This is a genomic window from Nostocoides sp. F2B08 (assembly GCF_009184895.1).
In the GTDB taxonomy this organism is placed as follows: Bacteria; Actinomycetota; Actinomycetes; order Actinomycetales; family Dermatophilaceae; genus F2B08.
Genome location: NZ_WESE01000004.1, coordinates 143,470 through 169,106 on the forward strand (window position 1 = coordinate 143,470; position 25,637 = coordinate 169,106).

21 protein-coding genes are annotated in these 25,637 nt (G+C 70.6%); 7 read left to right on the forward strand and 14 right to left on the reverse strand.

Features of this window, described 5'->3' with window-relative positions; all coding sequences use genetic code 11:
- Position 1: 1 nt before the first annotated feature.
- Positions 2-358: a hypothetical protein gene (locus GA707_RS10565; protein ID WP_152178404.1), complete on the forward strand. Its 357-nt coding sequence runs from the start codon at positions 2-4 to the stop codon at positions 356-358.
- A 116-nt stretch (positions 359-474) separates the two neighbouring features.
- Here the strand turns inward: GA707_RS10565 and GA707_RS10570 are convergent, their stop codons facing one another.
- The 4 genes from GA707_RS10570 to GA707_RS10585 all read right to left on the reverse strand — a co-directional run bounded on the left by GA707_RS10570 (position 475) and on the right by GA707_RS10585 (position 4,055).
- Positions 475-1,419: an ABC transporter substrate-binding protein gene (locus GA707_RS10570; RefSeq protein WP_152178405.1), complete on the reverse strand. Its 945-nt coding sequence runs from the start codon at positions 1,417-1,419 to the stop codon at positions 475-477.
- A gap of 129 nt (positions 1,420-1,548) precedes the next feature.
- A complete protein-coding gene (locus GA707_RS10575) occupies positions 1,549-2,262 on the reverse strand; it encodes an ABC transporter permease (RefSeq protein WP_193315281.1) in 714 nt (237 codons plus the stop codon).
- A 12-nt stretch (positions 2,263-2,274) separates the two neighbouring features.
- Entirely contained in the window at positions 2,275-2,916 is a 642-nt protein-coding gene (locus GA707_RS10580) for an ABC transporter permease (RefSeq protein ID WP_152178406.1), read from the reverse strand.
- Positions 2,913-4,055, reverse strand: coding sequence for an ABC transporter ATP-binding protein (locus tag GA707_RS10585; RefSeq protein ID WP_152178407.1), 1,143 nt, complete (start codon positions 4,053-4,055; stop codon positions 2,913-2,915). Before GA707_RS10585 ends, GA707_RS10580 begins: the two co-directional genes overlap by 4 nt.
- A 144-nt stretch (positions 4,056-4,199) precedes the next feature.
- On the opposite strand from GA707_RS10585, the gene GA707_RS10590 reads away from it, so the two are divergent.
- Positions 4,200-4,643: an SRPBCC family protein gene (locus GA707_RS10590; protein ID WP_152178408.1), complete on the forward strand. Its 444-nt coding sequence runs from the start codon at positions 4,200-4,202 to the stop codon at positions 4,641-4,643.
- A 38-nt stretch (positions 4,644-4,681) separates the two neighbouring features.
- Here the strand turns inward: GA707_RS10590 and GA707_RS10595 are convergent, their stop codons facing one another.
- Complete coding sequence (locus tag GA707_RS10595) at positions 4,682-8,017, reverse strand: DEAD/DEAH box helicase (RefSeq protein WP_152178409.1); 3,336 nt, start codon at positions 8,015-8,017, stop codon at positions 4,682-4,684.
- Positions 8,018-8,122: 105 nt separating this feature from the next.
- Here GA707_RS10595 and GA707_RS10600 point away from each other — a divergent pair, with 105 nt between their 5' ends.
- On the forward strand, positions 8,123-9,550 hold the full coding sequence (locus GA707_RS10600) for an FAD-binding oxidoreductase (protein ID WP_152178410.1): 1,428 nt from the start codon (positions 8,123-8,125) through the stop codon (positions 9,548-9,550).
- Positions 9,551-9,655: 105 nt separating this feature from the next.
- Positions 9,656-10,825: a CPBP family intramembrane glutamic endopeptidase gene (locus GA707_RS10605; protein ID WP_152178411.1), complete on the forward strand. Its 1,170-nt coding sequence runs from the start codon at positions 9,656-9,658 to the stop codon at positions 10,823-10,825.
- 30 nt (positions 10,826-10,855) lie between these two features.
- Here GA707_RS10605 and GA707_RS10610 read toward each other — a convergent pair whose 3' ends face one another.
- Together GA707_RS10610 and GA707_RS10615 are read right to left on the reverse strand one after the other, a co-directional pair.
- Entirely contained in the window at positions 10,856-11,398 is a 543-nt protein-coding gene (locus GA707_RS10610; protein WP_226963712.1) for an ASCH domain-containing protein, read from the reverse strand.
- A 79-nt stretch (positions 11,399-11,477) separates the two neighbouring features.
- Positions 11,478-13,178, reverse strand: a complete 1,701-nt coding sequence (locus GA707_RS10615) for an aminotransferase class V-fold PLP-dependent enzyme (RefSeq protein WP_226963713.1) — start codon at positions 13,176-13,178, stop codon at positions 11,478-11,480.
- Between the two features lie 293 nt (positions 13,179-13,471).
- On the opposite strand from GA707_RS10615, the gene GA707_RS10620 reads away from it, so the two are divergent.
- Positions 13,472-14,644 carry a metallophosphoesterase gene (locus GA707_RS10620; protein ID WP_152178412.1) on the forward strand — a complete coding sequence of 391 codons (1,173 nt, stop codon included), beginning with the start codon at positions 13,472-13,474 and terminating at the stop codon, positions 14,642-14,644.
- On the opposite strand, the gene GA707_RS10625 is transcribed toward GA707_RS10620, so the two are convergent.
- Together GA707_RS10625 and GA707_RS10630 are read right to left on the reverse strand one after the other, a co-directional pair.
- Positions 14,641-15,504 (reverse strand): crotonase/enoyl-CoA hydratase family protein, encoded by an 864-nt coding sequence (locus GA707_RS10625; RefSeq protein ID WP_152178413.1) that lies wholly within the window; start codon positions 15,502-15,504, stop codon positions 14,641-14,643. The genes GA707_RS10620 and GA707_RS10625 overlap by 4 nt on opposite strands.
- Before the next feature lie 139 nt (positions 15,505-15,643).
- Positions 15,644-16,258: an Rv0909 family putative TA system antitoxin gene (locus GA707_RS10630; RefSeq protein ID WP_152178414.1), complete on the reverse strand. Its 615-nt coding sequence runs from the start codon at positions 16,256-16,258 to the stop codon at positions 15,644-15,646.
- Between the two features lie 134 nt (positions 16,259-16,392).
- Here GA707_RS10630 and GA707_RS10635 point away from each other — a divergent pair, with 134 nt between their 5' ends.
- On the forward strand, positions 16,393-17,685 hold the full coding sequence (locus GA707_RS10635; RefSeq protein WP_226963714.1) for a multidrug effflux MFS transporter: 1,293 nt from the start codon (positions 16,393-16,395) through the stop codon (positions 17,683-17,685).
- 4 nt (positions 17,686-17,689) lie between these two features.
- The gene (locus GA707_RS10640; RefSeq protein ID WP_152178415.1) at positions 17,690-18,484 is read left to right on the forward strand and encodes a deoxyribonuclease IV; all 795 of its coding nucleotides are present in this window, start codon (positions 17,690-17,692) and stop codon (positions 18,482-18,484) included.
- A 124-nt stretch (positions 18,485-18,608) separates the two neighbouring features.
- Here GA707_RS10640 and GA707_RS10645 read toward each other — a convergent pair whose 3' ends face one another.
- From GA707_RS10645 to GA707_RS10665, 5 genes are all read right to left on the reverse strand, one after another.
- Positions 18,609-20,015, reverse strand: coding sequence for a glycine--tRNA ligase (locus GA707_RS10645; RefSeq protein ID WP_152178416.1), 1,407 nt, complete (start codon positions 20,013-20,015; stop codon positions 18,609-18,611).
- A gap of 167 nt (positions 20,016-20,182) precedes the next feature.
- The gene (locus GA707_RS10650) at positions 20,183-21,649 is read right to left on the reverse strand and encodes a glucose-6-phosphate dehydrogenase (protein ID WP_152178417.1); all 1,467 of its coding nucleotides are present in this window, start codon (positions 21,647-21,649) and stop codon (positions 20,183-20,185) included.
- A gap of 148 nt (positions 21,650-21,797) precedes the next feature.
- On the reverse strand, positions 21,798-22,814 hold the full coding sequence (locus GA707_RS10655; protein ID WP_152178418.1) for a hemolysin family protein: 1,017 nt from the start codon (positions 22,812-22,814) through the stop codon (positions 21,798-21,800).
- Entirely contained in the window at positions 22,811-24,301 is a 1,491-nt protein-coding gene (locus tag GA707_RS10660) for a hemolysin family protein (RefSeq protein WP_152178419.1), read from the reverse strand. Before GA707_RS10660 ends, GA707_RS10655 begins: the two co-directional genes overlap by 4 nt.
- Positions 24,302-24,459: 158 nt before the next feature.
- Positions 24,460-25,617 carry a hypothetical protein gene (locus GA707_RS10665; protein WP_152178420.1) on the reverse strand — a complete coding sequence of 386 codons (1,158 nt, stop codon included), beginning with the start codon at positions 25,615-25,617 and terminating at the stop codon, positions 24,460-24,462.
- Positions 25,618-25,637: the final 20 nt, after the last annotated feature.

Below are 25,637 nucleotides of genomic sequence, written 5' to 3' on the forward strand. Positions count from 1 at the left end.
GATGGCGTCGTACACGGTCAACGAGGACGCGGTCCGCTTCGTCGAGGGGCTCATCGCCACGCATCGCTATGTCCTCGACAGTGAGTGGGGTGAGGTGCAGCCCGACGCGGCGGCGGAGAACGGCTACCTCGACCGCCACCCGTGGGAGGAGTACGGACGGTGGTACCTCGGCCTGACGGACGGGGCGAGCGAGGAGACCAAGTCGCGGTACGCGTTCTGCGTCGGCGACTTCGCGCGGGTGCATCGTGCGGCACTCATCGCATGCGTCTTCCGGGCCGCCCAGTGGCGGCACAAGCGGATCGAGCTGGCCGCCCACGACCTGCTCCAGCAGCTGGACGAGGCGGCCGGGATCGGCTGAGCCGCGCGCCCCCTGTCGCGAGTGCACGACCCGCCGTATGCGCGGCGTGCGCTAGGGCGGGTCGTGCACTACCGAGTGGGTCAGGGTCGAGCGCCGGCAGGCGTCGATCGCTGGAGTCAGAGCCCGGCCTGCTCGAGGAACTCGGCTGCGACGTCCTCGGGGTTGCGCTGCTCGACGTCGGTCTGCCGGAGCATCTCGGTGACCTGCTCGGTCGTGAGCTCGGCAGAGACGGCGTTGAGGGTGTCCCGCACGGTGTCGGCGACATCGGCCCGCACGAGCGGGACCATGTTCTGGCTGCCGAACAGCTTCTCGGTGTCCTCGAGCACGACGAAGTCGTTGACGACGATCGCGGGGTCGGTGCTGAAGATGTTGGCCGCGTCGATCTGACCGTTCTGCAACGCCTGGACGAGCGCCTGACCGGTCAGCGGACGGAAGCTCGCGAACTCCACGCCGTAGGTCTCTTGGAGGCCGGAGAGACCCTGCGGGCGGGTCTCGAACTCCGGCGGCGCGCCGAAGCTGAGCTCCCCCGCCACGTCCGCGAGGTCGGGGATCGCCGCGAGGTCGTACTCCTCGGCGGTCTCCTGGGTGACGACGACCGAGTCGTTGTTCTCCGCCTCGGCGCGGTCGAGGACGACGAAGTCCTCCGGCAGCAGACCCTGGATCACGTCGTAGACCGCCTGGGGGTCGGTCTCGGAGAACTCCGGGTCGTAGAAGAACCCGAGCGCCCCGGTGTACTCGGGGATGACGTCGATCGAGCCGTCCTCGAGGGCATTCAGGTAGATCTCGCGGGATCCGATCCCGGTGTTCGTCGACGCGTTGACCCCGGCGTTGTTCAGCGCCCCGGCGTAGATGTTCGCGAGGAGGACGCTCTCGGAGAAGTTCGCCGAGCCGACGACGATCTCCTCACCACCACCACCGCCGTCGGTGGCCGCGTCGGTCGCCGTCGAGTCGTCCGTCGTCTCGCTCGAGAGCGGGTCGCTCGAGCCGCCGCAGGCGGTCAGGGTGAGCAGGGCGGCGGTCGCGAGAGCGAGCACGCCGGCCGATCGTGAGGTGCGGTGCATGGGATCTCCTTGATGCGGGACCGGTTGGATGGTGGAGCCTGGAGCAGGGTACGGGTCGGGTCGGGCACGATGGGTTGAGGCTCGGTCGATTCTGTCGTGGACGGGTGCGTCGCGGAAGGCTCGGGGCGGTCAGGTGGTGGAGGCGACAACAGCGGTGTCGCCTACATCCTTCCCGGTGAGCCCGGGAGAAACGGCGTACCGCTCGACGAGTGCCAGGACGCCGTCGACGGTCAGGGCGAGGGCGGCGACGAGGAGTGCGCCGCCGGCGGTCCGGACGTAGTCGCCCGAGGCGAGCCCGTCGATGAGGAAGCGGCCCAGGCCGCCCAGTCCGACATACGCTGCGATCGTCGCGGTCGCGATGACCTGCAGCGTCGCCGCGCGGATGCCCGAGAGCAGGAGCGGGAGAGCGCACGGGACCTCGACCCTGGTCAGGACCTGGAGGGGCCGCATGCCCACTCCCCGGGCCGCGTCGCGGGCGGCGGGATCGACGGAGGCGACCCCCGCATACGCCCCGGAGAGGACCGGGGGGATGGCGAGCAGGACGAGAACCGCGATGCTCGGGATGACGAAGGCCAGCTCGCTGCTGATCATCGGGCCGACGACGAGCGTCATGGCGAAGAGCAGGCCCAGCGTCGGCACGGCGCGAGCCGAGTTCGCAAGGGTCACGGCCCAGTTCGCGCGACCCGCGTGTCCGATGTAGAGCCCGAGGGGGATTGCGATGACGCAGGCGAGGACGACGACGATGGCGCTGTACAGGAGGTGCTCCCACAGGCGTGTGGCGATCCCGCTCGACCCGGTCCAGGACTCGGGCGACAGGAGCCACTCGATGATGCTCTGGATCACGGGCTCACCACCTCACGCCCTCGCCGTCCGGGTCCACGGCGTCAGTGCCCTGCCCACAGCGGTGATGACGACGTCGAAGACGAGGGCGAGGGCGAGGCAGGCGGCGATGCCGAGCAGGAGCTCGCCGGGGATGTTGCGGTTGAAGCCGTCGACGAGCAGGTCACCGAGCTGGCTGACACCGATGAGCGAGGCGACCGAGACGATGCTGACGTTGCTCACGGCGGCGACCCGAAGGCCCGCGATGATGACCGGGATCGCCAGTGGCAGCTCGACGACGAGGAAGCGCCGGAGCCCGCCGTAGCCCATCGCGGTCGCGGCCTGCTGGACATGGTCCGGCACCGACCCGAGACCGTCCGCGACCGTGCGCACGAGCAAAGCCACGGTGTAGACCGTCATCGCGGCGACGACGTTGACGGGGTCGAGGATCTGCGTACCGAGGATGAGCGGCATGAGGATGAACAGCGCCAGCGAGGGGATCGTGTAGAGCAGGCCGCTCGTGGAGACGATGACGGGGTAGGCACGGCGCCAGCGCCGGGCCGCCCAGCCGAGGGGGATCGCGAGGATCAGCCCGATCACGAGCGGGACGCCGGCGAGGACGGCATGCGACCATCCGAGCGGGAAGATGACCGTCCAGTTGTCCTGGATCCACGTCATGACGGCGTGTGCTCCGCGGCGGGATCCGGCGCGGGCGAACCCGCCTGGTCGTCGTCCTGCAGCTCGGGCCGGTCGGCGTCCTCGATGGCCGCGAGCACCTCGTGGGCCCGAACGGTCCCGATGAGCTCGCCGGAGTCGTCGACGATGACACCGCGCCGGCTGGGTGCGGACAGCGCCGCGTCGAGAGCGGCGCGCAGGCTGCCGCTCGCCCGGGCCACCGTGCCGCCCCGCTGCAGGTCCGCCTCGGTCACGGGCCCGCTCAGGCGGGACGGCTCGACCCAGCCCTGGGGTCGGTGCTCGTCGTCGACGACGAGGATCCACTCGTCGGTGCGGTCGGTCGCCTCTCCCATGAGGAGCGTGCGTTCCGAGTGGAGCGGCAGCCGCGGGGAGGCCTGGAACGACAGCGCGCGGTAGCCGCGGTCCCGACCGACGAAGTCCGCGACGAAGTCGTCGGCCGGGTGGGTCAACAGGTATGCGGGATCCGCCATCTGCGCCAGGCGTCCCCCGACCCGCAGCACGGCCACCTGGTCACCCATCTTGATGGCCTCGTCGATGTCGTGGGTGACGAAGATGATCGTCTTGTCGAGCTCGTCCTGGAGGCGCAGGAACTCGTCCTGGAGCTGCTCGCGGACCACCGGGTCGACCGCGCTGAACGGCTCGTCCATGAGCATGACGGGCGGGTCCGCGGCGAGCGCTCGGGCGACGCCGACCCGCTGCTGCTGTCCTCCGGAGAGCTGTGAGGGATAGCGCCTGGCGACCGACGGGTCGAGACCGACCCGCTCGAGCAGCTCCATGCTCCGCTCCTGGATCCGCTTCTTGTCCCAGCCGAGCAGGGTCGGCACCGCGCCGATGTTCTCGACGATCGTGCGGTGGGGGAAGAGGCCGGCATGCTGGATGACGTAGCCGATGCCGCGGCGCATCTCGGCCGCTTTGAGGTCGGCGGTGTCGGTGCCGTCGAGATAGATCGCCCCCGACGTCGGCTCGATCATCCGGTTGACCATCCGGAGCGACGTGGTCTTGCCGCACCCCGACGGGCCGACCAGGACGGTGATCTTGCCGGTCGGCGCCGTGAGGTCGAGCTCGTCCACCGCGACGGTGCCGTCGGGAAACCGCTTGGTCACGCGGTCGAACCGGATCATCCGTCCATACTCACTTCCCACCGGTCGGCGCAGGCGTCAGGCGTCGGTCCGTGCCAACCTAACGCAGTGCACGACGCCCGTGCTGGAGGTCGGGCGGGTCACAGCACAGGATCGTCCGGTCGGAGCGGCGCTATCGTGACGGTCATGGGCGATGTCCACGCCGAGTCCACCGTCCGGATCGAGCGTCCTGCGGATGAGGTGATCGCCGTGCTGCGGAACATCTCGGAGCAGTCGCAGTGGTGGCCCGGACAGTACCGCTCCGAGCCGCTCGAGACCGACGACCAGGGCCGGGTGATCCGGGCTCTCATCGGCAACGACGTCAAGGTCGCCCGGGACGACTTCGAAGTGGCGTACACCCACGGCCCGGGTACGACGGGCTACACGTGGGAGCTGGCCGCGCCGAGCCGTGTCCAGCGGACCCAGTCCGGCGCGTGGACCGTGCGCCCGGACGGTGACGAGGCGTGCGAGGTCACGCTGGCGATCACGATCGACTCGTCCCTGCCGCTGCCCGGCTTCCTGCTCCGCAAAGCGTTGCGGGACACCGTCGGCGGTGCGACGAACGGCCTGCGTGCCCGCTGCGAGGGGTAGGTCACAGAGGAGCACCGGTCTGGCCCGTGACTCGAACGTCACTCGAGGAGGGCGCGGATCTCCGCGGCGGAGATCCGGCCGGTGAGCGATCCCCCCGAGTCGACGACCTTGCTGAACAGGTCGCGTTTGTGCTCCTGGAGGGCGACGACCTTCTCCTCGATCGTGCCGGCGGAGACGAACCGGTAGACGAACACGGTCCGGTCCTGGCCGATGCGGTGGACCCGGTCGATCGCCTGCTCCTCGGCCGCGGGGTTCCACCACGGGTCGAGGACGAAGACGTAGTCCGCCTCGGTGAGCGTCAGCCCGAAGCCGCCTGCCTTGAGCGAGATGAGGAACACCGGCGCCTCACCCTCGCGGAACTCCCGCACGACCGAGGCGCGGTCGGTGGTGCCGCCGTCGAGGTATGCGGTGGTCAGGCCCTCGTCGTGCAGCCGGCCCTGGACCAGGCGCAGGAACCTCGTGAAGGACGAGAAGACGAGCGCACGGTGACCCTCGGCGGCCAGCTCGCGGACCTGGTCGAGGAGGGCGTCGACCTTCGCCGCGGAGGTCCGCTCGAGGTAGTCCTCGTCGACGAGCCCGGGATGCAGGGCCATCTGGCGCAGGGTGGTGAGGGAGGAGAGGATGGCGACGCGGTTGGCGTCGGGGTCCTCGGCCAGGAGACGGAGCACCCGCTGCCGCTCCCGCTGCAGGTGCTGCTGGTAGATGCGCTCGTGCGCGGCGGTCATCGGCACCGACACGACCTGGAGCTGCTTCTCCGGCAGCTCGGCCGCCACGACGGCCTTGGTGCGCCGCAGCATGAGCGGTCGCACCTTGCGTCGCAGCCGGGCGAGGGTCACCTCGTCGCCGGACTCGATGGGACGTCGGTAGGACTTCACGAAGTCGTCGGCGCGCGGGAACAGCCCGGGTGCGGCGAGGGCGAGGATCGCCCACAGATCCATCAGGGAGTTCTCCATCGGTGTCCCCGTGATGGCGACCACGCTGTCGGCGCGCAGCGAGCGCAGCACATGGTGGGTCTTCGCCTGCGGGTTCTTGACGAACTGGGCCTCGTCGCAGACGAGCAGGGACCAGAGGTGCTCACGGAACTGGGCTGCGTCGATGCGCGCAACTGCATAGGAGGTGACGACGATGTCGGCGCCGTCGATGCGCTCGCCCAGGGGCGAGCGTGCGGTGCGCGCCGTCGTGCCGGCCGTGACGACGCGCAGGTCGGGGGCGAAGCGGGCCGCCTCGGTCGACCAGGCCGACAGGACCGACGTCGGGGCCACGACGAGCACCGGCCGGTCGAGACGTCCCGCCTCCTTGAGCCGGAGCACCGCCGCCAGGGTCTGCAGGGTCTTGCCCAGTCCCATGTCGTCGGCGAGCACCCCGCCCAGGCCGGCGTCGAGGAGATGGCTCAGCCACGCGAACCCGGCCCGTTGGTACGGTCGCAGCTCGGCACGCAGACCCTCCGGCACCGGCATGCTCGTCGCGGCCTCACCGCCGTCGACGTCCGGCCCGGTCAGCTCGGTCAGGCGCCGAGCGGACTCGACCCACCGGGATGCCGCCACGTCGGTGACCGAGAGGTCGTCGAGATCATGGATGTCCGCGACCCGATGCCGGTGCAGGCGCAGCACGCCCGGACGCTCCTTGTCGCGTAGTCCTTTGGACTCCTCGATGAGCTCCATGAGGCGCCGTAGCGAGGGTTGGTCGAGGGTGAACCACACGCCCGAGGGCAGGATCATGATCTCGTCGCCGCGGACGAGGGCGGCGAACAGCTCGGCGAACGGAACCTCCTCGCCGTCGACGGTGACGGTGACGTGGAGTGACAGCCAGTCGCGGACCTCGTCGAGCGGACGGACCTCGACCTCGGCCGGCCCGTCGGCCTCCTCGAAGCCTGGCAGCTCGCCGAGCTCCTCGACGATGACGTCTGGGTGGTCCCGGAGCTCGGGCAGGGTCGTGTCGAGGAACTCGACGAGGTCGGCGCCGACGAGCACCGTGCTCGAGTCGACGAGGCGGTGGCCTCCCCGCCCGCGATGCACGAGACCGGGGATGTCGTCGAGGATGTCGAGCTCCTCGAGCAGCTCGACCTCGGCGACGGGATCGCGCTGTGGATCCCAGTCGGAGTGCAAGGCGAACCTCGAGCTCCGGGCACCGCGCGAGTAGGTCATCGAAAGGCTCACCTCGACCCGCTCGGACCCGTCCGGGCGCAGCCGGACGAGGAGGAGCGGACCCGTGACCTCCTCGATCGAACCGGTGCCTGTCGAACCGTCTGTGCCGCCCGCTCCTCCGCCGCCGCGCAGCAGCCCCTCGGGATCGCGGACGTCCACCACCGCGGCGAGCCGGGGCAGGTAGTCGCGCACGAAGTCACCGCGGTCCTCGGGCGGGATCTCGAGGGTCGTGCCGGAGACGAGCATCTCGCCCACCCACCCGGGGACCGGGGCGCGCACGGGCACGAGCCCCGCCCCGCCGAGGTCGGCCACGTAGAGTCCGTGGACCGGGTCGCCGACCGGGACGATCTGCGACATCACCCCGGCGCCGACGATCGCGAACGAGGCCTCGACACCACCGTCGGGCCGGCCGCGCACGTCGCAGACGATGTCGACCGGCTCCCCCAGCTCGACCGTTTCGGCGGGGTTGGCTCCCTGCAGCTCGATGCCGGCTCGCCGCGCCGACACGAGCACACCCCAGACGGCGGGACCGAGCCGCGCGAGCTCGAGCGTGCGGGGGACGTCGTAGGGCACCGAGCCCGCGGGAACCCGCGACGCGAGAGACACCAGCCGTCTGGCCGCGGCGGCGTGGGCGGGCAGCACGCCGGCACTCGCCGCGGGCCCCACGATCTCGGGCCAGCTCACGGTCGTGATCCAGGTGCGGACGCGGGACTCCTTGCGCGGGACGACGACGACGGTCGACACGGGTGTGTGGTCGCCGGAGCTGCGCGGTCGCTGCTCGACGAGGACTCCGAGCCCGAGGCGGTTCGTCCCCGTCGCGACCGGACCGGCCGGCGGCAGGACCTCGGCCAAGGTCTCGCTCCACGACCGACCGGCGGTGGCCGCGCGACCCCGTCCCGCGAGGATCAACGCCACCGCATGCTTGCACCGGACCCCCACGGGGCAGCTGCACCGCGAGACCCAGGACGGCCCGCGCGCGGTGTCGCCGGCGTGGGTCACGAGTGTCGAATAGGGCTCGCCCCGCGTGCCGGCGACCTCGCCGAGGAGCATGCGCCCGCGGTCGGCGCTCGTGACGGACAGGACGCGGCCGGCCAGCGCATACTCCCTCCCGCGGGTGAGTGCGCCGGTGCCGCACAGCCGGTCCAGCTCGGCGTCGGTGATCGACCCGACCCAGGCGGGCAGGACGGTTCTTGCTCCGTCACCCACCCCGGGTCCCACTGCGCCGCTCACCCGAGGAACGCTACAGACCGGAGCCGACAACGCCGCCCGCTCATCCACAACGGCTCCGGCGTATCCCACGCTCGCCACCGCCGGCACACCTGAGACACTTCACGCGTGAGTGGATTCCCCGTCGCTCCGGCCGCCCGCGAGGCCGCCCGCCGCGGGCTCGCCGACGCCGAGCCCCGCGTGTTCTGGACCAGCCAGGCCGGTCGCCCGGCTATCCGGGAGCCGCTGACCGAGATCGACCGGGTCTGCGACCTCGCGATCATCGGCGCCGGCTTCACCGGCCTGTGGGCCGCGATCCAGGCCAAGGAGGAGGACCCCGCGCTCGACGTCGTCGTGCTCGACCAGGGTCGGGTCGGCGACGGCGCCTCCGGACGCAACGGTGGGTTCGTCGACCCCTCGCTGACCCACGGACTGCACCAGGGCGTCTCGACCTGGCCGGACGAGATCGGGACCCTGGAGGCGATGGCGGCCGAGAACTTCGACGGCTGGCGGGAGAGCCTGGAGCGGTACGGGATCGAGGCGGACTTCCACCTTCCGGGTGAGATCACGATGTCCGTCGTGCCGCACCACGACGAGGCCGTCCGCGAGGCCTACGAGCTGCACGCCGCCCATGGCGGGGACGTCGCACTGCTCTCCCGCGAGGAGGCGTATGCGCGGGTCCACTCCCCGTTGTTCCGCACCGGGTTCCTCGACCGGCAGGTCGGACTCGTCGACCCGGCGCGGCTCGCCTGGGGGCTCGCCGAGGCGGCGGAGTCGCTGGGAGTGAGGATCCACGAGCTCAGCAAGGTCACCGGGTTCGAGGACGGTGGCGGCGGCAGTGGTGCCGTCGTGATCAAGACCGACTCCGGCACCCTGCTCGCCGAGCGCGTGGTCCTCGGCACCGGAGCCTGGCCGGTGCTGAACCGGACCCGGTTCTACGTGCTCCCGGTCTACGACCATGTGCTCATGACGGAGCCGTTGACGTCGGCCCAGCTGGCCGAGATCGGGTGGGAGGGCCGTGAGGGCCTGGCCGACGCGGGCAACCAGTTCCACTACTACCGGCGCACGCTCGACGACCGGATCCTCTTCGGCGGCTACGACGCCAACTACCACTTCCCCGGGCGGATCGACCCCACCCTCGAACAGAGCGAGTCGCACACCCTGCTCGCCGAGCACTTCTTCTCGATCTTCCCGCAGCTCGACGGCCTGCGCTTCACCCACCGGTGGGGCGGTGTCATCGACACGACCTCGCGCTTCACGCCGATGTTCGGCACCGCGATGCGCGGCAAGGTGGCCTATGCCGTCGGATACACCGGTCTCGGCGTCGGATCCACACGCTGGGGCGCCCGGGTGGCGCTCGACCTCGCCTTCGGCCGTGACACCGAGCGCACCCGGCTGGCGATGGTGCGGAGCAAGCCGATCCCGTTCCCTCCCGAGCCGGTGCGCTCGATCGGGGTGCGGCTGACCCGCGCGTCGCTGGCCCGCGAGGACGTGACGGGCCGGCGCAACCTGTGGCTGCGGGGGCTGGACAAGGTGGGGATCGGCTTCGACTCGTGACCGCAGCGGCGTGGTGGCTCGAGCGTGGTGCCAGACGCGGCGAGCAGCCCCCGCTCGACACCACACGGCTTTGGGGTTGTGGCTGGACCGTAGGACGATGAGACGGTGACGACCCCACCTCCGCCGCCACCACCGCCACGAGCACCCGAGCCGACGCCCCCGACGCAGTCCGGCCCCGTCCCACCAGGGTGGGGGGCACCAGGGGCGGGCTACCCGCAGCCGGCGAGCACCGCATACCCTCCGGCGCAGCCGTACGGCACCCAGGCGCAGCCCTACGGCGCGGCCTACCCCGGACCCTACTCGCAGGCACCGGCACCCGTGCGTCCTCCCGCGCTCCCGATGGAGCCGGTGGAGTACCAGCACGTCCTGCGGGGCCAGCGGCGCCGCTGGTGGCGTCCCCCGATCTCGCTGCTGCTCGTCCTCGGCGGCATCCTGGCCGCCAGCATCGCGCTGGTGATCGTCAGCGGCATCGGCTACGCGATCATGTCCGGCGGCGACCTCGACGCGTTCGAGGAGCTGGCGCTCGACTTCAACAACCCCCTGACCTTCGCCGTGCAGAACCTCTGGCTCGCCGCGCTGATCCCGATCGCCGGCCTGGCCACGTGGATCGCCCACGGCGTGCGTCCGGGATTCGTCTCATCGGTGGTCGGACGCTTCCGCTGGGGCTGGTTCGGGTGGTGTCTCCTCGTGACCGTGCCGCTGTGGATCGCCTATCTCGGCATCGCCGCGCTCGTCGACGGCGGCGACATCACCGACACCTCGGGACGGCCCTCGACGTGGGCCGTGCTCCTGCTGCTGACCTTCCTCACCACGCCCTTCCAGGCGGCCGGGGAGGAGTACCTGTTCCGCGGCTGGCTCATGCAGCAGATCGGCGCGTGGGTCAAGAACACGTATGCGGCGCTCACCCTCGCGGTCGTCCTCTCCTCGGTCGTGTTCGCCCTCGCGCACACCTCGCTCGACCCGTGGATCCTCATCGACCTGGGCGCCTTCGCGACCGCCGCCGTCCTCCTCACGTGGCGCACCGGCGGACTCGAGGCGGCCGTCGCGCTGCACGTCGTCAACAACGTCATCGTGCTCGTGCTGTCCATCCTGACGACCGGACTGCAGGACGCGTTCATCACCTCCGACACGACGAGTGACCCGCTCACGGCCGTGATGTCGGTCGTGGCGCTGACGATCACCTCGGGCGTGATCTGGTGGCTGGCCGGACGCCGGGACGTGGCTCGGACCACGGCTCCCCTCGACTCGGGTGAGCGCGCGCCGGTGCCGGCGTAGGCGCTTCCTGAGTGACTCGCTGAGGACCTCTCAGACCTGGCTGTGTCGGCTCGTCGGGTACAGCAGCCGGAAGCGCTCGAGGACGACCGGCATGTCGGGGCTGAAGCCGCGCTCGTGTGAGGCGTAGCGGGTGAAGAAGTCCTCGTGGATGCGGCGCCACGCCTCGAGGCTCTTGTCGTCCTCTCCCTCGGCCGCGGCGTGCGCGGCGTCGACCTCGTCGAAGGGCACGACGGCCACCTCGGTCGTGACGATGAGCGCACGCGGGTGCGCTCCGCCGTCCAGCACGATGGAGAGCGCCCCCACCTCGGGCAGCGGCTCACCCTCCGCCTCGTAGTCCCACAGCGCCCCCGCTGTGGCGGTCTTCTCCCCCGCGAGCACGAGGGCGACGAGCTCGTCGGCGTGGTCGGGGGTTGCGCCGAACGCCCAGGCCGGAGGCCGCAGGGACGCGAGCACGGTCGAGCCCCCGTAGACACCGATGTTGTCGAGCCTGGCGCGGGTCTTCGCCTCCGCCCAGAAGGCGTCGATCTCGTCGCCGTCGGCGGTTCCGGTCGTCATCGTCTCAGTGCCACTCATACGCCCCATTGTCCCCGCTGTCGGACGTGACCGCGCCGGTGTCCGCCATCAGCCGGGCCGGCTGTGACCGTCGGAACGCTCAGCGACCGACGTCGACGAGACACTCCCGCGGCAGGTCGAACCACCGGAGCAGCTCGAACTCGGTGTCGACGAGGTCGTCGACGAGGCTCTCGAGACCGGGGGCCGCAGCGGCGGCCATGATCCGGCGCCCCTCCTCGAGGTAGCGCCCGAGGTCGCTCTCGTCGGCCCGCACGACGGTGGCGTCGTAGACCATGGTGCCCGTCGCATACGAGATGTCGGCGAGCCGCAGGGGAGGCTCGACCACGCCCCTCCGGTGCCGCCAGAGCCCGGTGGCGGGGTCGAAGGTGTAGTCGCCCATGAGGCGCCAGCCGTCCCTGGCGACGTCCCGCACCGCCTCGATGACGTAGTCGACCTCGGCGTCCCCGACGAAGTAGTTGAGGTTGACCCGGACCCACCCGGGTTTGATGCCCTCACACCCGACGGAGATCTCACGCTGGAACTCGTGCGAGGTCGCGAGGTCGATGCCGAGCAGTCGGTGGCCGTACGGGCCGGCGCACGAGCACCCGCCCCGAGCCTGGATGCCGTAGAGGTCGTTGAGAAGCGCCACGACGTAGTTGTGGTGCAGCCGACGACCGCTCGGCGAGCGCAGCGTGAAGGACAGGATCGAGAGCCGCTCGGCCTCGAGGTTGCCGAGGACCTCGAGCGTCGGCTCGCGCAGCCACACGTCGAGCGCCCGCCGCAGGTATCGCTCCTCGTACCGCCGGATCGTCTCGACGCCGACTGCCTCCTTGAGCTGGAACACCAGCCCGGCGCGGATCGAGTCGATGATCGCCGGAGTGCCGCCCTCCTCGCGCACCTCGGGGTCGCTCAGGTAGACGTGGTCGTCGGGATTGACGTATGCGACGGTCCCGCCCCCGGGAACGTCCGGGACGGAGTTGGTCAGGAGCTCGCGCCGGACGACGAGAACGCCGGGAGTGCTCGGGCCGCCGACGAACTTGTGCGGGCTGAGGAAGATCGCGTCCTTGGCGGCGGCCGGATCCCCGTCGCGGGGGTTCATCTCGATGTCGACATAGGGCCCGGCGGCGGCGAAGTCCCAGAAGGCGAGGGCGCCGTGGGCGTGCAGGAGCCGCGTGATGGCGTGGGTGTCGCTCAGGATTCCGGTGACGTTGCTCGCCGCCGAGAACGAGCCGATCTTGAGCGGCCGGTCGGCGTGGGCGGTGAGCGCGGCTGCGAGCGCCGCCTGGTCGATGTGCCCGTCCGCGTCCTCCGGAACGGTGACGACGTCCGCGATCGACTCGCGCCAGGGCAGCTCGTTGGAGTGGTGCTCGAACGGCCCGACCAGGACGACCGGCCGCTCGCTCGGCGGGATATGGGCCGAGAGGCCGTAGCGGCGGTCGAGGTCCGCGGGGATGCGCAGGCCGAGGATGCCGATGAGCTTGGCGATGGCACCCGTGCAACCGGAGCCGGCGAAGATCACCGCGGTGCTCTCGTCACCTCGCACCGCGTCCTTGATGATGCGACGCGCCTCCTCGCGGAAGCGGCTCGTCTGCAGGCCGGTCCCGGAGGACTCGGTGTGGGTGTTCGCGTAGTGTGGCAGCACGACGGCGCGGACGTAGTCCTCGATGAACGAGAGCGCCCGCCCCGACGCGGTGTAGTCGGCGTAGGTCATGCGCCGTCGGCCGTAGGGTCCCGGCATCACCGCGTCCCGGCCGATGAGTGAGGTCGAGATCGTGTCGAGAAGGGCTGGGCGGGCATCCACAACTCCAGCGTAGGGATAGCCGTTCGGCTGAGACCCCGAAAAGAATTCTGAACACCCCCTTTACTTCACCCATACCTTCTGATTAGATCGACTTTGCCAGCAACACTGCGAATCCCTGCCTCGCAGTGCATGCGGTGCCTGATGAGGGGTCGAGAGGACTGTCACTGACAGTCCTCTCGACTTTTTCCGGGGTGAACACCTCGTCTCCGAGGTGAATCGATGACCGGGGCCTGTACGGCCTCCCCACACCGGGCGATTCAGATCACCGGTCTGCACGTCCGCATACTGAGGCGGTGTCGCCGGCCCTCCTCGTCCCCGTCGCCGTGCTGGGGCTCCTCGCCTTGCTTTTGTACCGCCGGCTGGTCCGGGCACCCGGATACACCTCTCGCGCGCTCCGCATCGGCGCGATAATCGGCCTCGTCGCGTTGAGTGCGGCGATCATCGTCGGGTTCGCCTACCAGGCGGGCGCGGTCGACGGGCGCGCGGCCCGGCTCGTCGGCGCCGTCGGCATGACGTGGCTGGCGACCGGTTTCTATCTCCTGCTCGGCATCGCTGTCGGCGCCGTCGGCGCGCTCGTCCTGCGCCTCATGGGTCGCGACCCGACGGCCCGGCGCACGTGGCACCGCCGCTCGGTGCCCGTCATCGTCGCCGCGAGCCTCCTCATCACCGGCTACGGCCTCCTCGAGGCCCGGTGGTTGCGCGTGGTCGAGAGCACCGTGACGATCCCCGACCTCTCGCCGCAGCTCGAGGGATACCGGGTCGCACTCGTCGCCGACCTGCACGTCGGCCCGCTCCGGGGCGCTGACCTCACCGGCGAGGTCGTCGGCTTGACCAACCGCGCCCGGCCCGACGTCGTCCTCCTCGCCGGCGATCTCGTCGACGGGACGACCGAGCAGTTCCCCGGGGTGCTCGACCCGCTCGCCGGACTCGAGGCGCCGGACGGCGTGTACGCGGTGACCGGCAACCACGAGTACTACGCCGGCGACGCGGCCGGCTGGGTGAAGCGGTGGCAGGAACTCGGGGTCCGCCCCCTCCTCAACGAGGCCGTCGCCGTCCTGGAAGGTGGCGCGACCCTCCATCTCGCCGGCGTGAGCGACCCGACCGGGGCCGAGGACGCCTATGCAGGCGAACCCGGGCTCGCCCCCGACCTCGGCGCGGCCCTTGCGTTCAGGACGCCCGAGGACACGACCATCCTCATCTCCCACCAGCCCGGCGCCGCCGACGACCCGATCGTGCGCGAGGCCGGGGTCGACCTCATCGTGTCGGGTCACACCCATGGGGGCCAGATCTGGCCGTTCACGCTGCTCGTGCCGCTCGCCAACCCGACGGTCGCCGGACTCGACGAGGTCGGCGGGACCACCGCATACACGACCCGCGGAGCGGGCACCTGGGGTCCGCCGACCCGCGTGGCCGTCCCGCCGGAGGTCGCCGTCCTGACCCTGACCTCGGGCGCGGCCGGCGGCTAGGGCAGGATGCGCGCGCGATAGCGGGCCGGCACCTTCTCGGCGACCGCCTTGCGCGCGATCTTCGTGTTCGCCGAGGCGAGCAGCACCGCCTGCTCGTAGCGCTCCCACCGGAACGTCCGGCGGGCGCCGGCCGTCCACGTGCGCTCGAAGATGCGCTTGGTCGCGGCGACCGAGTCCGGCGAACGGGTGGCGATGCTCCCGATCAGGTCGTATGCGGCGCCCACATGGTCGTCGGCCGTCGCCGAGGCGAGGCCGAGTCGAGTCGCCTCCGCCCCGCTGATCACCTCACCGGTCATGGTCAGGCGCTTGGCGACGTCGAGGCCGACCTGCTGGGAGAGCGACTGGATGCCGGACATGTCGGGGATCAGGCCCCACTTCGCCTCGAGGACCGACCACTGCGCCTCGGGGTTGGTGATCCGGAAGTCGGCGCCGAGCGCGATCTGGACGCCGCCGCCGTAGCAGTGGCCGTGCACGGCCGCGACGACCGGCACGGGGATCCGCCGCCACGCCCAACACGCCTCCTGGAAGGTGTTGGTGCCGCGCCACGGCCTCGGCGCGAAGGCCTTCGCGACGCCCGCAGGGTCGGACATCACGGTGCCGAAGTCCAGCCCGGCCGTGAAGCTCGGGCCCTGGCCGGTGATGACGACGCCGCGCAGGGTTCGGTCCCGGCGCAGCTCGTGGGCCGTGCTGACGAGCCCGCCCAGCATGGCCAGGGTGAGCCCGTTGAGCTTCTCGGGGCGGGCGAGCTCGACCCGGGCGATGCCGTCTTCGACGCTGCACGTGATGTGCTCGGTCCGGCTCGGTCGGGCCGCGGACGGGGTGGAGTGGGTGGGAGTGGTGCTGACGGTCTCGGCGGACATACCGCCACCGTATCGGGGCCCCCTATCGAGAGAACACGGGCCGCCACCGCAGTGCGGTGACGGCCCGTGCCGGGAACCTACGGTCGTGTCGCCCCTGCCAAGGCCACTGTCTCGTAGGTGCTTCCGTCCCGAACGGCTGTCAGGACAGCCGGTCGGTCTCGTTCGCCCAGGCCTGCGGATCGTGCTGATCGCGCGGCTTCTCGGCGGACTCGTTCACCCTAGCCTCGGGTTGGTCGGCGGCGTCGCCCTCGGGAGCGGACTCTGGCCGAACGGTTGAGTCCGGGTCGGCTGTCGAGGAATTCGTGGAGGCCCCGCCGGGCGCCTCCTCGCCGACGTGCATCGCGCCCTCGTCGACCGTCCACTCGTCGGCGGAGCCGCTCTCCCCGGACCCGGGCGAACCGGCGCCGCTGGCCCGCGCCTCCTCGATGCGGTCCAGACCGACCGCGAAGGACGCCTTGGCCTTCGCGACCTTGTCGTGGTACTTGCCCTCGGTCTTCTCGTCGATCGCGGCGCTGGCCTTCTCGATGATCTCGTCGACCTTGGCGCGGTTCTCATGGACGAGCGAGCCGGCTTGCACCTTGGCCTGCGCGAGGACGGCGCCTGCGCTCTCGGCGAGCTGGGCCAGCTTCGCGTCGAGGTCGAGCTCGTCGATCTTGGTCTTGAGCTGCTCGTTGATGTTCTTGTCGTTGGACATCGGGTGAGCCCCCTTCTCCGGGTGGATCCTGCGCAGCGGGGTGCCGCGCTCTCGTTCCATCAAACCTGGTTCCGGCGGACAGTGTTCCCCGGAGAAGCCCGGGATCGTCCCTGAGCCGACCCTGATTCCGCGGTCGGTACCCCTGCGATACTGGCCGGCGTGCCGACGACCGACCTGACCGACGCATACCGGTCATGACGCGGTCCGAGGGTTCGGAGAGCGAAGGCTCGGCGGGAGAAGGGTCGGTGGACGGCGGATCGGGCGCGAGCGCGGTCCAGCCGATGGACCCACGGTCGAGGCGGGCGAGGATCGTCGTCCCGCTCGTCATCGCCGGCCTGTCGATGATCGGGCCGTTCAGCATCGACAGCCCCTTCCCGGCGTTCGGCCGGATGGCCGCGGAGTTCGATGTCTCCACCACGCAGATGCAGCTCGTCGTCACGAGCTACCTGCTCGCGTTCGCGGTCATGAGCATCTTCCACGGGCCGCTGTCGGACGCCGTCGGCCGCAAGCCGATGCTCACCTGGGGCGTTGGGGTGTATGCGCTGGCCTCGCTCGCGACCGCGTTCGCCCCGACCTTCGGCTGGCTGCTCTTCTTCCGGGTGCTGCAGGGGCTCAGCGCCGGGGCAGGGGTCATCGTCAGCCGGACCGTGATCCGCGACCTCTTCGAGGGCAAGATCGCGCAACGGCTGATGAGCCGGGTCGCGATGATCTTCGGGATCGCGCCCGCGGTCGCCCCGATCGTCGCCGGCGGACTGCTCCAGATCGGCGACTGGCCGCTGATCTTCGTCTTCCAGGCGGGGTTCGGGCTGTTCCTCATCGTGCTCGTCCTCATCGCGCTGCCGGAGACGCACCCGCCCGAGCGCCGGACCGCGCTGCGCGTCGGCGCGATCCTGCGCAGCATGCTGCGAGTCACCCGCTCCGCCGCGGTATGGCGGCTCTCGCTCGCGTCGGGTCTGGTGTTCGGCGGCAGCTTCCTCTACATCGGCGGCGCGGCACTCGTCGTGGAGGGCCTGCTCGGTCTCGGAGAGCTCGACTACTGGCAGTTCTTCGTCCCGATGATCGGCGGCATGGTGGTCGGCGCCTGGATCAGCGGGCGGGCAGCGGGTCTGATCACCGGGCGGCGGCTCGTCAGCTACGGGCTGGCGTTCTGCCTCGCGATGGCGGTGCTGTCGATCGTCATCGCGGCGCTGCCGGCCGCTCAGAGCCTGCCGTGGGCGATCGTCGGCCCCAGTCTCGTGATGCTCGGCACCGGCATGGCCTACCCGACCCTGCAGCTGATGCTCCTCGACGTCTATCCCGCCGCGCGCGGCGCCACCGTCTCCTTCGCGACCTTCCTCACCCTCGTGATCAACGCCGTCGCGGCGGCGACCGTGACTCCGCTGGCCGCGCGGTCACTGCTCGGGCTCGCCCTGACGGCGTTCGTGATGGTCGCCCTCGGCGCACTCAGCTGGGCCCGGCACGTCGTCCTCGAGCGCCGCATACCCTGACTGCATGACTCTGCACATCGGTGGGCACGTCGACGGCTCCGACCCGGTCACAGCGGCGCGTGAGCGCGGCGCCACGCTCTCGCAGTTCTTCCTCGGCAACCCGCAGTCCTACAAGGGACCGGTGATCGAGTATGCGGCGGGGGCGGCCGCGCTCCGGGCGGCGGCGGAGGCCGAGGGGGTCGACCTGTATGTGCACGCCCCCTACCCGATCAACGTCGCCTCGACGAACAACCGGATCCGCATCCCCGGGCGCAAGCTGCTGCAGCAGCACCTCACCGCGGCGGCCGAGATCGGCGCGAGGGGGGTCATCGTGCACGGCGGCCACCTCGGGACGGACGAGGACGCGGCGAAGGGCTTCGACAACTGGCGCAAGTGCGTCGACGGCCTCGAGATGCCGGTGCCGCTGCTCATCGAGAACACCGCGGGCGGCGACAACGCGATGGCGCGGCGGCTCGAGGCCATCGACCGGTTGTGGGAGTCGATCGGCGCCGCGTCCGGCGGGGACACGGTGGGGTTCTGCCTCGACACCTGCCACGCGTGGGCCGGCGGTGCCGACCTCACCGATGTCGTCGAGCAGGTGCTGGCGATCACCGGGAGGATCGACCTCGTGCACGCGAACGACAGCCGCGACGCGTTCGACTCCGGCGCCGACCGGCACACGAACTTCGGGTCCGGCACGATCGACGGCGATGCGCTGGCGGCGGTCGTCAGGGCGGCGGGAGCTCCCGTCGTCGTCGAGACGCCGGGTGGGGTCGAGGGTCAGTCGGCCGACATCGCCTGGCTGCGCGAGCGGGTCTGAGGGGCGGCTGGTCTTTTCTTCCCAGGGAAGGAAACCCCAACTTCCGGACGCAAGGCTTCCGGCCCGAAGCACCGGGTCCTTTCCCGAAGTCGGCGGCCTGCCCTCCCGCCGGCGTTCTCCCGCCTCAGCAGCCGATGAGGTGCTGCGCGAGGTAGCTCTCGACCTTGTCGATCGAGATGCGCTCCTGCGCCATGGTGTCGCGCTCCCGGATCGTCACGGCGTTGTCCTCGAGGGTGTCGAAGTCGACCGTGATGCAGAACGGGGTGCCGATCTCGTCGTGACGGCGGTATCGCCGACCGATCGCCTGGGCGTCGTCGAAGTCGACGTTCCAGTTGCGCCGCAGCTGCGCGGCCAGGTCGCGTGCTTTGGGCGAGAGGTCGGCGTTGCGCGAGAGGGGCAGAACCGCGGCCTTGAACGGCGCCAGACGCCGGTCGAGCCGCAGCACCACCCGCTTGTCGACCCCGCCCTTGGTGTTCGGGGCCTCGTCCTCCGCATACGCGTCGACGAGGAACGTCATGAGCGAACGGGACAGGCCGGCCGCCGGCTCGATGACGTAGGGCACGTAGCGCTCCCCCGATGCCTGGTCGAAGAAGGACAGGTCCGTGCCGGAGTGCTCGGTGTGCTGGGAGAGGTCGAAGTCGGTGCGGTTGGCGACGCCCTCGAGCTCGCCCCACTCGCTGCCGGTGAAGTTGAAGCGGTACTCGATGTCGACGGTCCGCTTGCTGTAGTGGGAGAGCTTCTCCTTCGGGTGCTCGTAGTGGCGCAGGTTCTCCGACCGGATGCCGAGGTCGGTGTACCATCGGGTCCGCTCGTCGATCCAGTACTGGTGCCACTCCTCGTCCGAGCCGGGGGCCACGAAGAACTCCATCTCCATCTGCTCGAACTCGCGTGTGCGGAAGATGAAGTTGCCCGGGGTGATCTCGTTGCGGAACGACTTGCCGACCTGGGCGATGCCGAAGGGAGGCTTCATCCGCGCGGCCTGCTCGACGTTCTTGAAGTTGATGAAGATGCCCTGCGCCGTCTCGGGCCGCAGGTAGTGCAGACCGGACTCGTCCTCGATGACGCCGAGATAGGTCTTGAGCATCATGTTGAACTCGCGTGGCTCGGTCCACCGGCCGCGGGTGCCGCAGTTCGGGCAGGCGATCTCGGAGAGCGGGATGTCGTCGGGGTCGACCTCCTTGCCCTTCTTGGCCAGGCGCGCGGCCGCCTCCTCCTGGAGGTGGTCGGCCCGGTGCCGCTTGTGGCAGCTCTGGCACTCGGTCAGCGGGTCGGAGAAGGTGCCCACGTGGCCCGAGGCCACCCAGGTCTGCCGGGGCAGGATGATCGAGGAGTCGAGGCCGACGACGTCCTCGCGGGCGTGGACCATCGCCTTCCACCACTGCCGCTTGATGTTCTCCTTGACCTCGACGCCGAGGGGGCCGTAGTCCCACGCCGAGCGCGTGCCGCCGTAGATCTCACCGCACGGGAAGACGAACCCCCGCCGCTTGGCGAGGGAGACGACGGTATCGACGGTCGAGACGGGGGCAGCCATGGCGCACAGGCTACCCGGCGGGGCGAGCAGCGCTGAAACCGTTATCGCAGGCCCGCCACCGAGGTCGCCTCGGGCGTCTCCCGCCGGTCGCGACGGACGGGTATGCGGTGGTCACCACCGCCGATAGCCACCGCTACGCCGTCCGTGGCGGAGGGAGGGTCGCTCCGTCACCAGCCCTTCGGACCCGCACTTCCCGCGGCGTACGACTGCAGCGGCACCTCGTCCGCCGCCCAGGCCCGCAGGACCGGGGCGACGATGCGCCAGCACTCCTCGGCGATGTCGCCGCGCACCGACAACAGGGGGTTCCCATCGAGGATGTGTGCCAGGATCTCGCCGTAGGGCCGGACGTGACTGTCCCCGATCGTCGCCGAGAGCGTGGTGTTCTCCATCTCGAACATGTCGCCCTCGCCGTTCGTCATGACTCCGAGCTCGATCGTCTCGGGGGACATGCCGAGCTTGAGGACGTTTGGGGTGGCCTTGTTGGCCAGCCCCTCGAGATCGTGCGAGATGGGCTTGAAGTACAGGTAGATCCCGCGCCGGTCGGAGCAGAGCGCCTTGCCGCTGCGCAGCCGGAACGGCACGCCGGCCCAGCGCGAGTTGCGGATCTCGACGACGATCTCGGCCAGGGTCTCGGTTCCGCGGTCCGGGTCGACTCCGGGCTCGTCGGCATACGCAGGCACCGACCGTCGGCCGACCTTCCCCGCGGTGTACCGGGCTCGCCGCGAGGCCTCCTTCGGCGAGCCCATCAGCCGGGTCGCGCGCAGGACGTGCGCCATGAGGTCGCGCAGTTCCACCTCGTCGACGCTCGCGATCTCCTCCATCGCCATCATCGCCATGATGAGGAGGAGGTGGCTCTGGATCATGTCCTTCAGGGCCCCGGCGGCGTCGTAGTACCCCGCCCGTCCCTCGAGCGCGAGCGACTCGTCCGCGACGATGTCGACGTGGCTGATGTTGACGTTGTTCCACACCGGCTCGAAGATCCGGTTGCCGAAGCGCAGTCCGAGCAGGTTGAGCACGGCCGCCTTGCCGAGGAAGTGGTCGATCCGGAAGGTCTGCTGCTCGGGGACGACGCGGGCGAGGAGGCGGTTGAACTTCGCCGCGCTCGCCCGGTCGAAGCCGAACGGCTTCTCGATGGCGAGCCTCAGCCCCTTCGGCAGCTCCATCGTCGCAAGGAGCTCACAGGCCTTGATCGAGACCTGCGGCGGCAGCGCGAAGTACAGCACCGAGTCTTTGGGCAGGTCCTCGAGCAGCTCGCCGAGGTCGTGCCGGTCGAGCACGTTGGTCTTTCGGTATGCGGTGCTCGCCATGATCCGCTCCCGCACCTCGGCATCCGCCTTGGCCGTCGTGAGCGATCTGCGCACGCGCTTTGTCCACTCGGCCGGGCTGAAGTCCTCCATCGCCGCACCGAGGACCCGGACCCGGCGCTCCGGTTCGCTCTCCAGCAGCGTCGCCAGGCCGGGCAGGAGCAGCCGGCTCGTGAGGTCACCCGATGCACCGAGGATGACGAGGGTTCGCTCCGGGCTCGCCGCCCGCTTCGCCGCCGTCCGGCGCGACGCCGTGGACGCCGGCTTTGCCGGCTTCGCGGACTTCTTGGCCGTGGGTGACGTCGAGGGCTTCGCTGTCTCTGGGCTCACCCGTCGAGGCTAGCCGAGACGTGGCGGCGACCGGCGAACACGCGCCAGGCACCCCGACCGCTCGCCGTTTCGGTCCTATTGCCAGGAAATGGCACCCGAGCACCGCCCGACCGCTCGCCGTTTCGGTCCTATTGCCAGGAAATGGCGATCAGGTGACCGGCTCCCCCGGCACGGCGCGCTCCTTCGGCAGCACCTGCGGCAGGACGTCCTGAAGGGTCACCATGCCGAGACGCGTGCCGCCCTGGGTGACGACGGCGACGTGCACCCGCTGACGCTGCATCCGGGCCAGCGCCTCGTAGACGGTCGTGCGTGCGTCGAGCACGAGGACGCGGCGGACGAAGTTGTCGATCTCCTGGGCCGGGTCGGCGTCCATGGTGTCGCGCACGTGGACGATGCCGGTGATCCGGTCGCCGGCCATGACGAGGATGCGCAGGTGCCCGGAGGCGATGGTCGCCGCCTGGACATCCGCGACGGTCGCCTCGACGGGCACCCAGACGATGTCCTCGTCGGGTGTCGTGATCGAGTCGAGCCGGGTCTCGCTGAAGTCGAGCGCGCCGACGACGCCGCGGTGGTAGTGCACCGCGAGGGCGCCGACGCTGGCGGAGTGCTCGACGAGGTGCCGCAGGCTGGCGGCGTCCTGGGCACTGCCGACCTCGTCGGCGGGCGTCGCGCCGCTCCTGCGCACCATCCAGTTGGCCGCCCGGTTGAGGAACCGCAGGACAGGGCGGGTCAGCCACAGGAACCCGCGCATCGGCAGGGCGAGCCAGATCGCGGTGCGCTCGGGGTGGGCGAGCGAGAACGACTTCGGCGCCATCTCCCCGACGACGAGGTGGAGGAAGGTCACGATCACGAGCGCCAGGACGAACGACACGGCGGTGGCGGCCGACGACGGCAGCCCGATCGCGTAGAAGAGCGGACTGAGCGCCTCCTTGACCGCCGGCTTGGTCACGGCCCCGAGCCCGAGGGTGCACAGCGTGATGCCGAGCTGGGCACCGGCGAGCATCAGGGTCAGGTCGCTCGCGTTGCGCAGCGCGGCCCGCCCCGCCCGTGACGTCAGCGCCGACTCCTCGAGCCGGTACCGCCGGGACGCCATGAGCGAGAACTCGACCATGACGAAGAAGGCACTGCCGACGATGAGGGCGACGGTCACGAGGAATACGGTCATGTCCGCTCACCCCCGTCCCGATCTCCAACGCTGTCGGTATGCGCCGGTCGCCTCCGGTCGTCATGAGCGTCGGCGTCGTGGGCAGGGTCCCCGGGCTCGCCGGGGACGAGGAGCGCACCGTGCGCTCCCACCCGCTCCTCGTGGACGGTGAGACGCAACCGGGAGGGCACGTAGAACTCGAGCTCCAGGATCTCCGCGCGGACGAACCGGCGCGGGGGGTCCTCGCGTCCGACGAGGTCGTCAGGGTCGACGGGCAGGTCGATCTCGACGAGGTCGCCGATCTCGGGCAGGCCGCCGAAGCGCTCGATGACGAGGCCGCCGATGGTCTCCTTCTCGCCCTGGGGCAGCTCGATGTCGAGCTCTTCCTCGACCTCGTCGAGGTGCAGGTCGGCGGGCATGAGCCAGGCGCCGTCGTCGGTCGTCGTGATGACGTGGTCCGGCTCTCCGTCGTCGTGCTCGTCCTCGATCTCGCCGACGATCTCCTCGGCGAGGTCCTCCATCGTCACGATGCCGGTGAAGGTGCCGAACTCGTCGACGACGCACGCCAACCGCGAGCGCCCCTGCATCTCGCGGGCCGCGTCGGGCAGGGAGGTCACGTCGGAGAGCACGAGCGGCTCCCGGACGTGGTCGGCGATGGGCTCTTCGCAGTCCTGGTCGAGGCGGAGGATGTCGACGAGGTGGGCGACGCCGACGATCCGGTCCTCGTCGTCGATGACGGGGTACCGGGTGTGGTCGTGCGCCATGAGGTCGCGCACGTGCCCCACGGTCTCGTCGGCGCGGACGAAGTCGACCCGGCTTCGGGGGATCATGGCGTGCTCGACGTCCCGCTGGGGGAAGTCGATGATCCGTTCGAGCAGCTCGGCGAGGCTTTCGTCGAGCTCACCCTGCTCGGCGGACTCGGTGACGACGTGTACGAGGTCGGCCGCGCTGGCGGCCTGCTCGACGTCGTGGACCGGCTCCTGCCCGAAGAGCCGCAGCAACGCCTCGGCGGCGCGGTCGAAGACCCAGATGAAAGGCCCGAATGCGGTCAGGTAGAGCCGGGTGGAGGGCGCCAACCAGCGTGAGGCGCGGTCAGGCTCGGCGATGGCGTAGTTCTTGGGGTACAGCTCACCGAAGAGCATCTGGACGATCGTGGAGAAGCCGATGGCGATGATGCCGCCGATCGTCACGGCGACCGCCTGGGACACGGTGCCGTCGAGCAGGTCGCCGAAGGCAGAGCCGATGAGCGGCTCGGCGACGTAGCCGACGAGGAGTCCCGTGACGGTGATGCCGAGCTGTGCTCCGGAGAGCATGAACGAGGTGCGGCGGGTGACGTCGAGCACCGAGCGCGCCCGCTCGGCGTCGGGCCCGTCTCCGGCCGCGCGGGCCTGGAGCCGGGTCCGGTCGACGGCGAGGAAGGCGAACTCCTGCGCGACGAAGTACCCGGTGAGGACGGTGATGAGGAAGACGACGATGACGCCGACCGTGATCGACAGCGCGATGCTCATTGCTGGTCTCGGACCACCCTGGGACGCTCGGGACAGAGCCCGGACACCGACCCGTCAGGGGTGGTCGTCACGGGTAATCGGGGTGACATGGCGACAACTGTACGGCGATACGCGGCGGCCGGGTGTCCGTGCGATGAAGGCGGGCCGGCGAAAGCCGGTCAGACGAAGGGCGTGTGCGCGTCGAGCCAGCTGATCCGGCGCATGTCGTAGGCGGCGCACGCCGAACGAAGGTCGGGCCAGACGGTGCCCTCGTTCCTCAGGACGAGGCCCTCCGGCGTGAGCAGCCCGCTGGCGATGACGGTGAGCAGATGCCCCCGCCGGCCGAGCAGCACGGTGGCGAGCTCGATCGAGGACCCGGTCGGTGTGGTCACGAAGGCGGTCGTCTCCAGCGGCCGGACCCCGAAGCCGTATGCGTAGAGCAGCACCCGCCGTTCACTCGCCAGATCCACGCGCAGGGTGAGATCGGTCTGGGCCGTCGCGAAGCCCGTCGACCGCCGGGGCGCGAGGACCCGGCGGGTGGCCTTCTGCACGAAAGCGGTCGTCCCGCTCGGCTGTTCGGTCACCGCTCCGGCGCGCGCCGCATACCCCCTCGGGAGGGCCAGCCGGAGGGTGAGGCTCGGCCCGGCGCCGTCGGCGAGGGGAACGAGGACGACCGGCTCGTGGTGCGGATGGAGGAACGAGCGACCGTGCTCGAAGGCCGGCCGGGTCGGTACCGGGCGTGGGGCCACGGGGCGACGCGGCGCAGGTGGCGTGGACCCCTCGACGTCGAGGTCGTTGCTCCGGCTGATCTCGGCGAATCGCTCGCGCAGGAAGCGCGCCTGGATGATCAGCGCCTGCTCGTCGTGCTCGTTCTCGGCCCGCTCGATGTGGTGCGCGACGTCGAAGAGGAGCCGCAGCTGGGTGAGGAGGAGCTCCTGGGCGGGCGTGTGCGGACCCCGACGGGTCGAGGCGACGTAGGCGTCCAGGCTCTGCGGCACGTAGGTGCCGAGCAGGTCTCGCATCGCGGGACTGATCGGGTCTCCGAGGGGAGGCGCGGTGTCGGTGATCGCCCGCCCGAGAACGACCGCCTCGGGCGGCAGCGAGCCCGACAGGGCGTTGATCCGGCGGACGACGTCGTGTCCGGCGCGGCGGACGGGGTCCGCCGTCACGTCGCCTTCTCGCAGGTCATCGAGCACTTCGTGGCCGGTCCACCCGGTGTAGTCGCGCTCCACCCGGCGGCCCCCGAGGCGCGTGAGACGGCCGACGATCTCACCCGCGTGCTGCACCGGAGCTCTGACGGGCGCGACGAGACGGCGGGGTCGCGGTGGCGTCGGCATGCTGATCAGGCTAAGACACG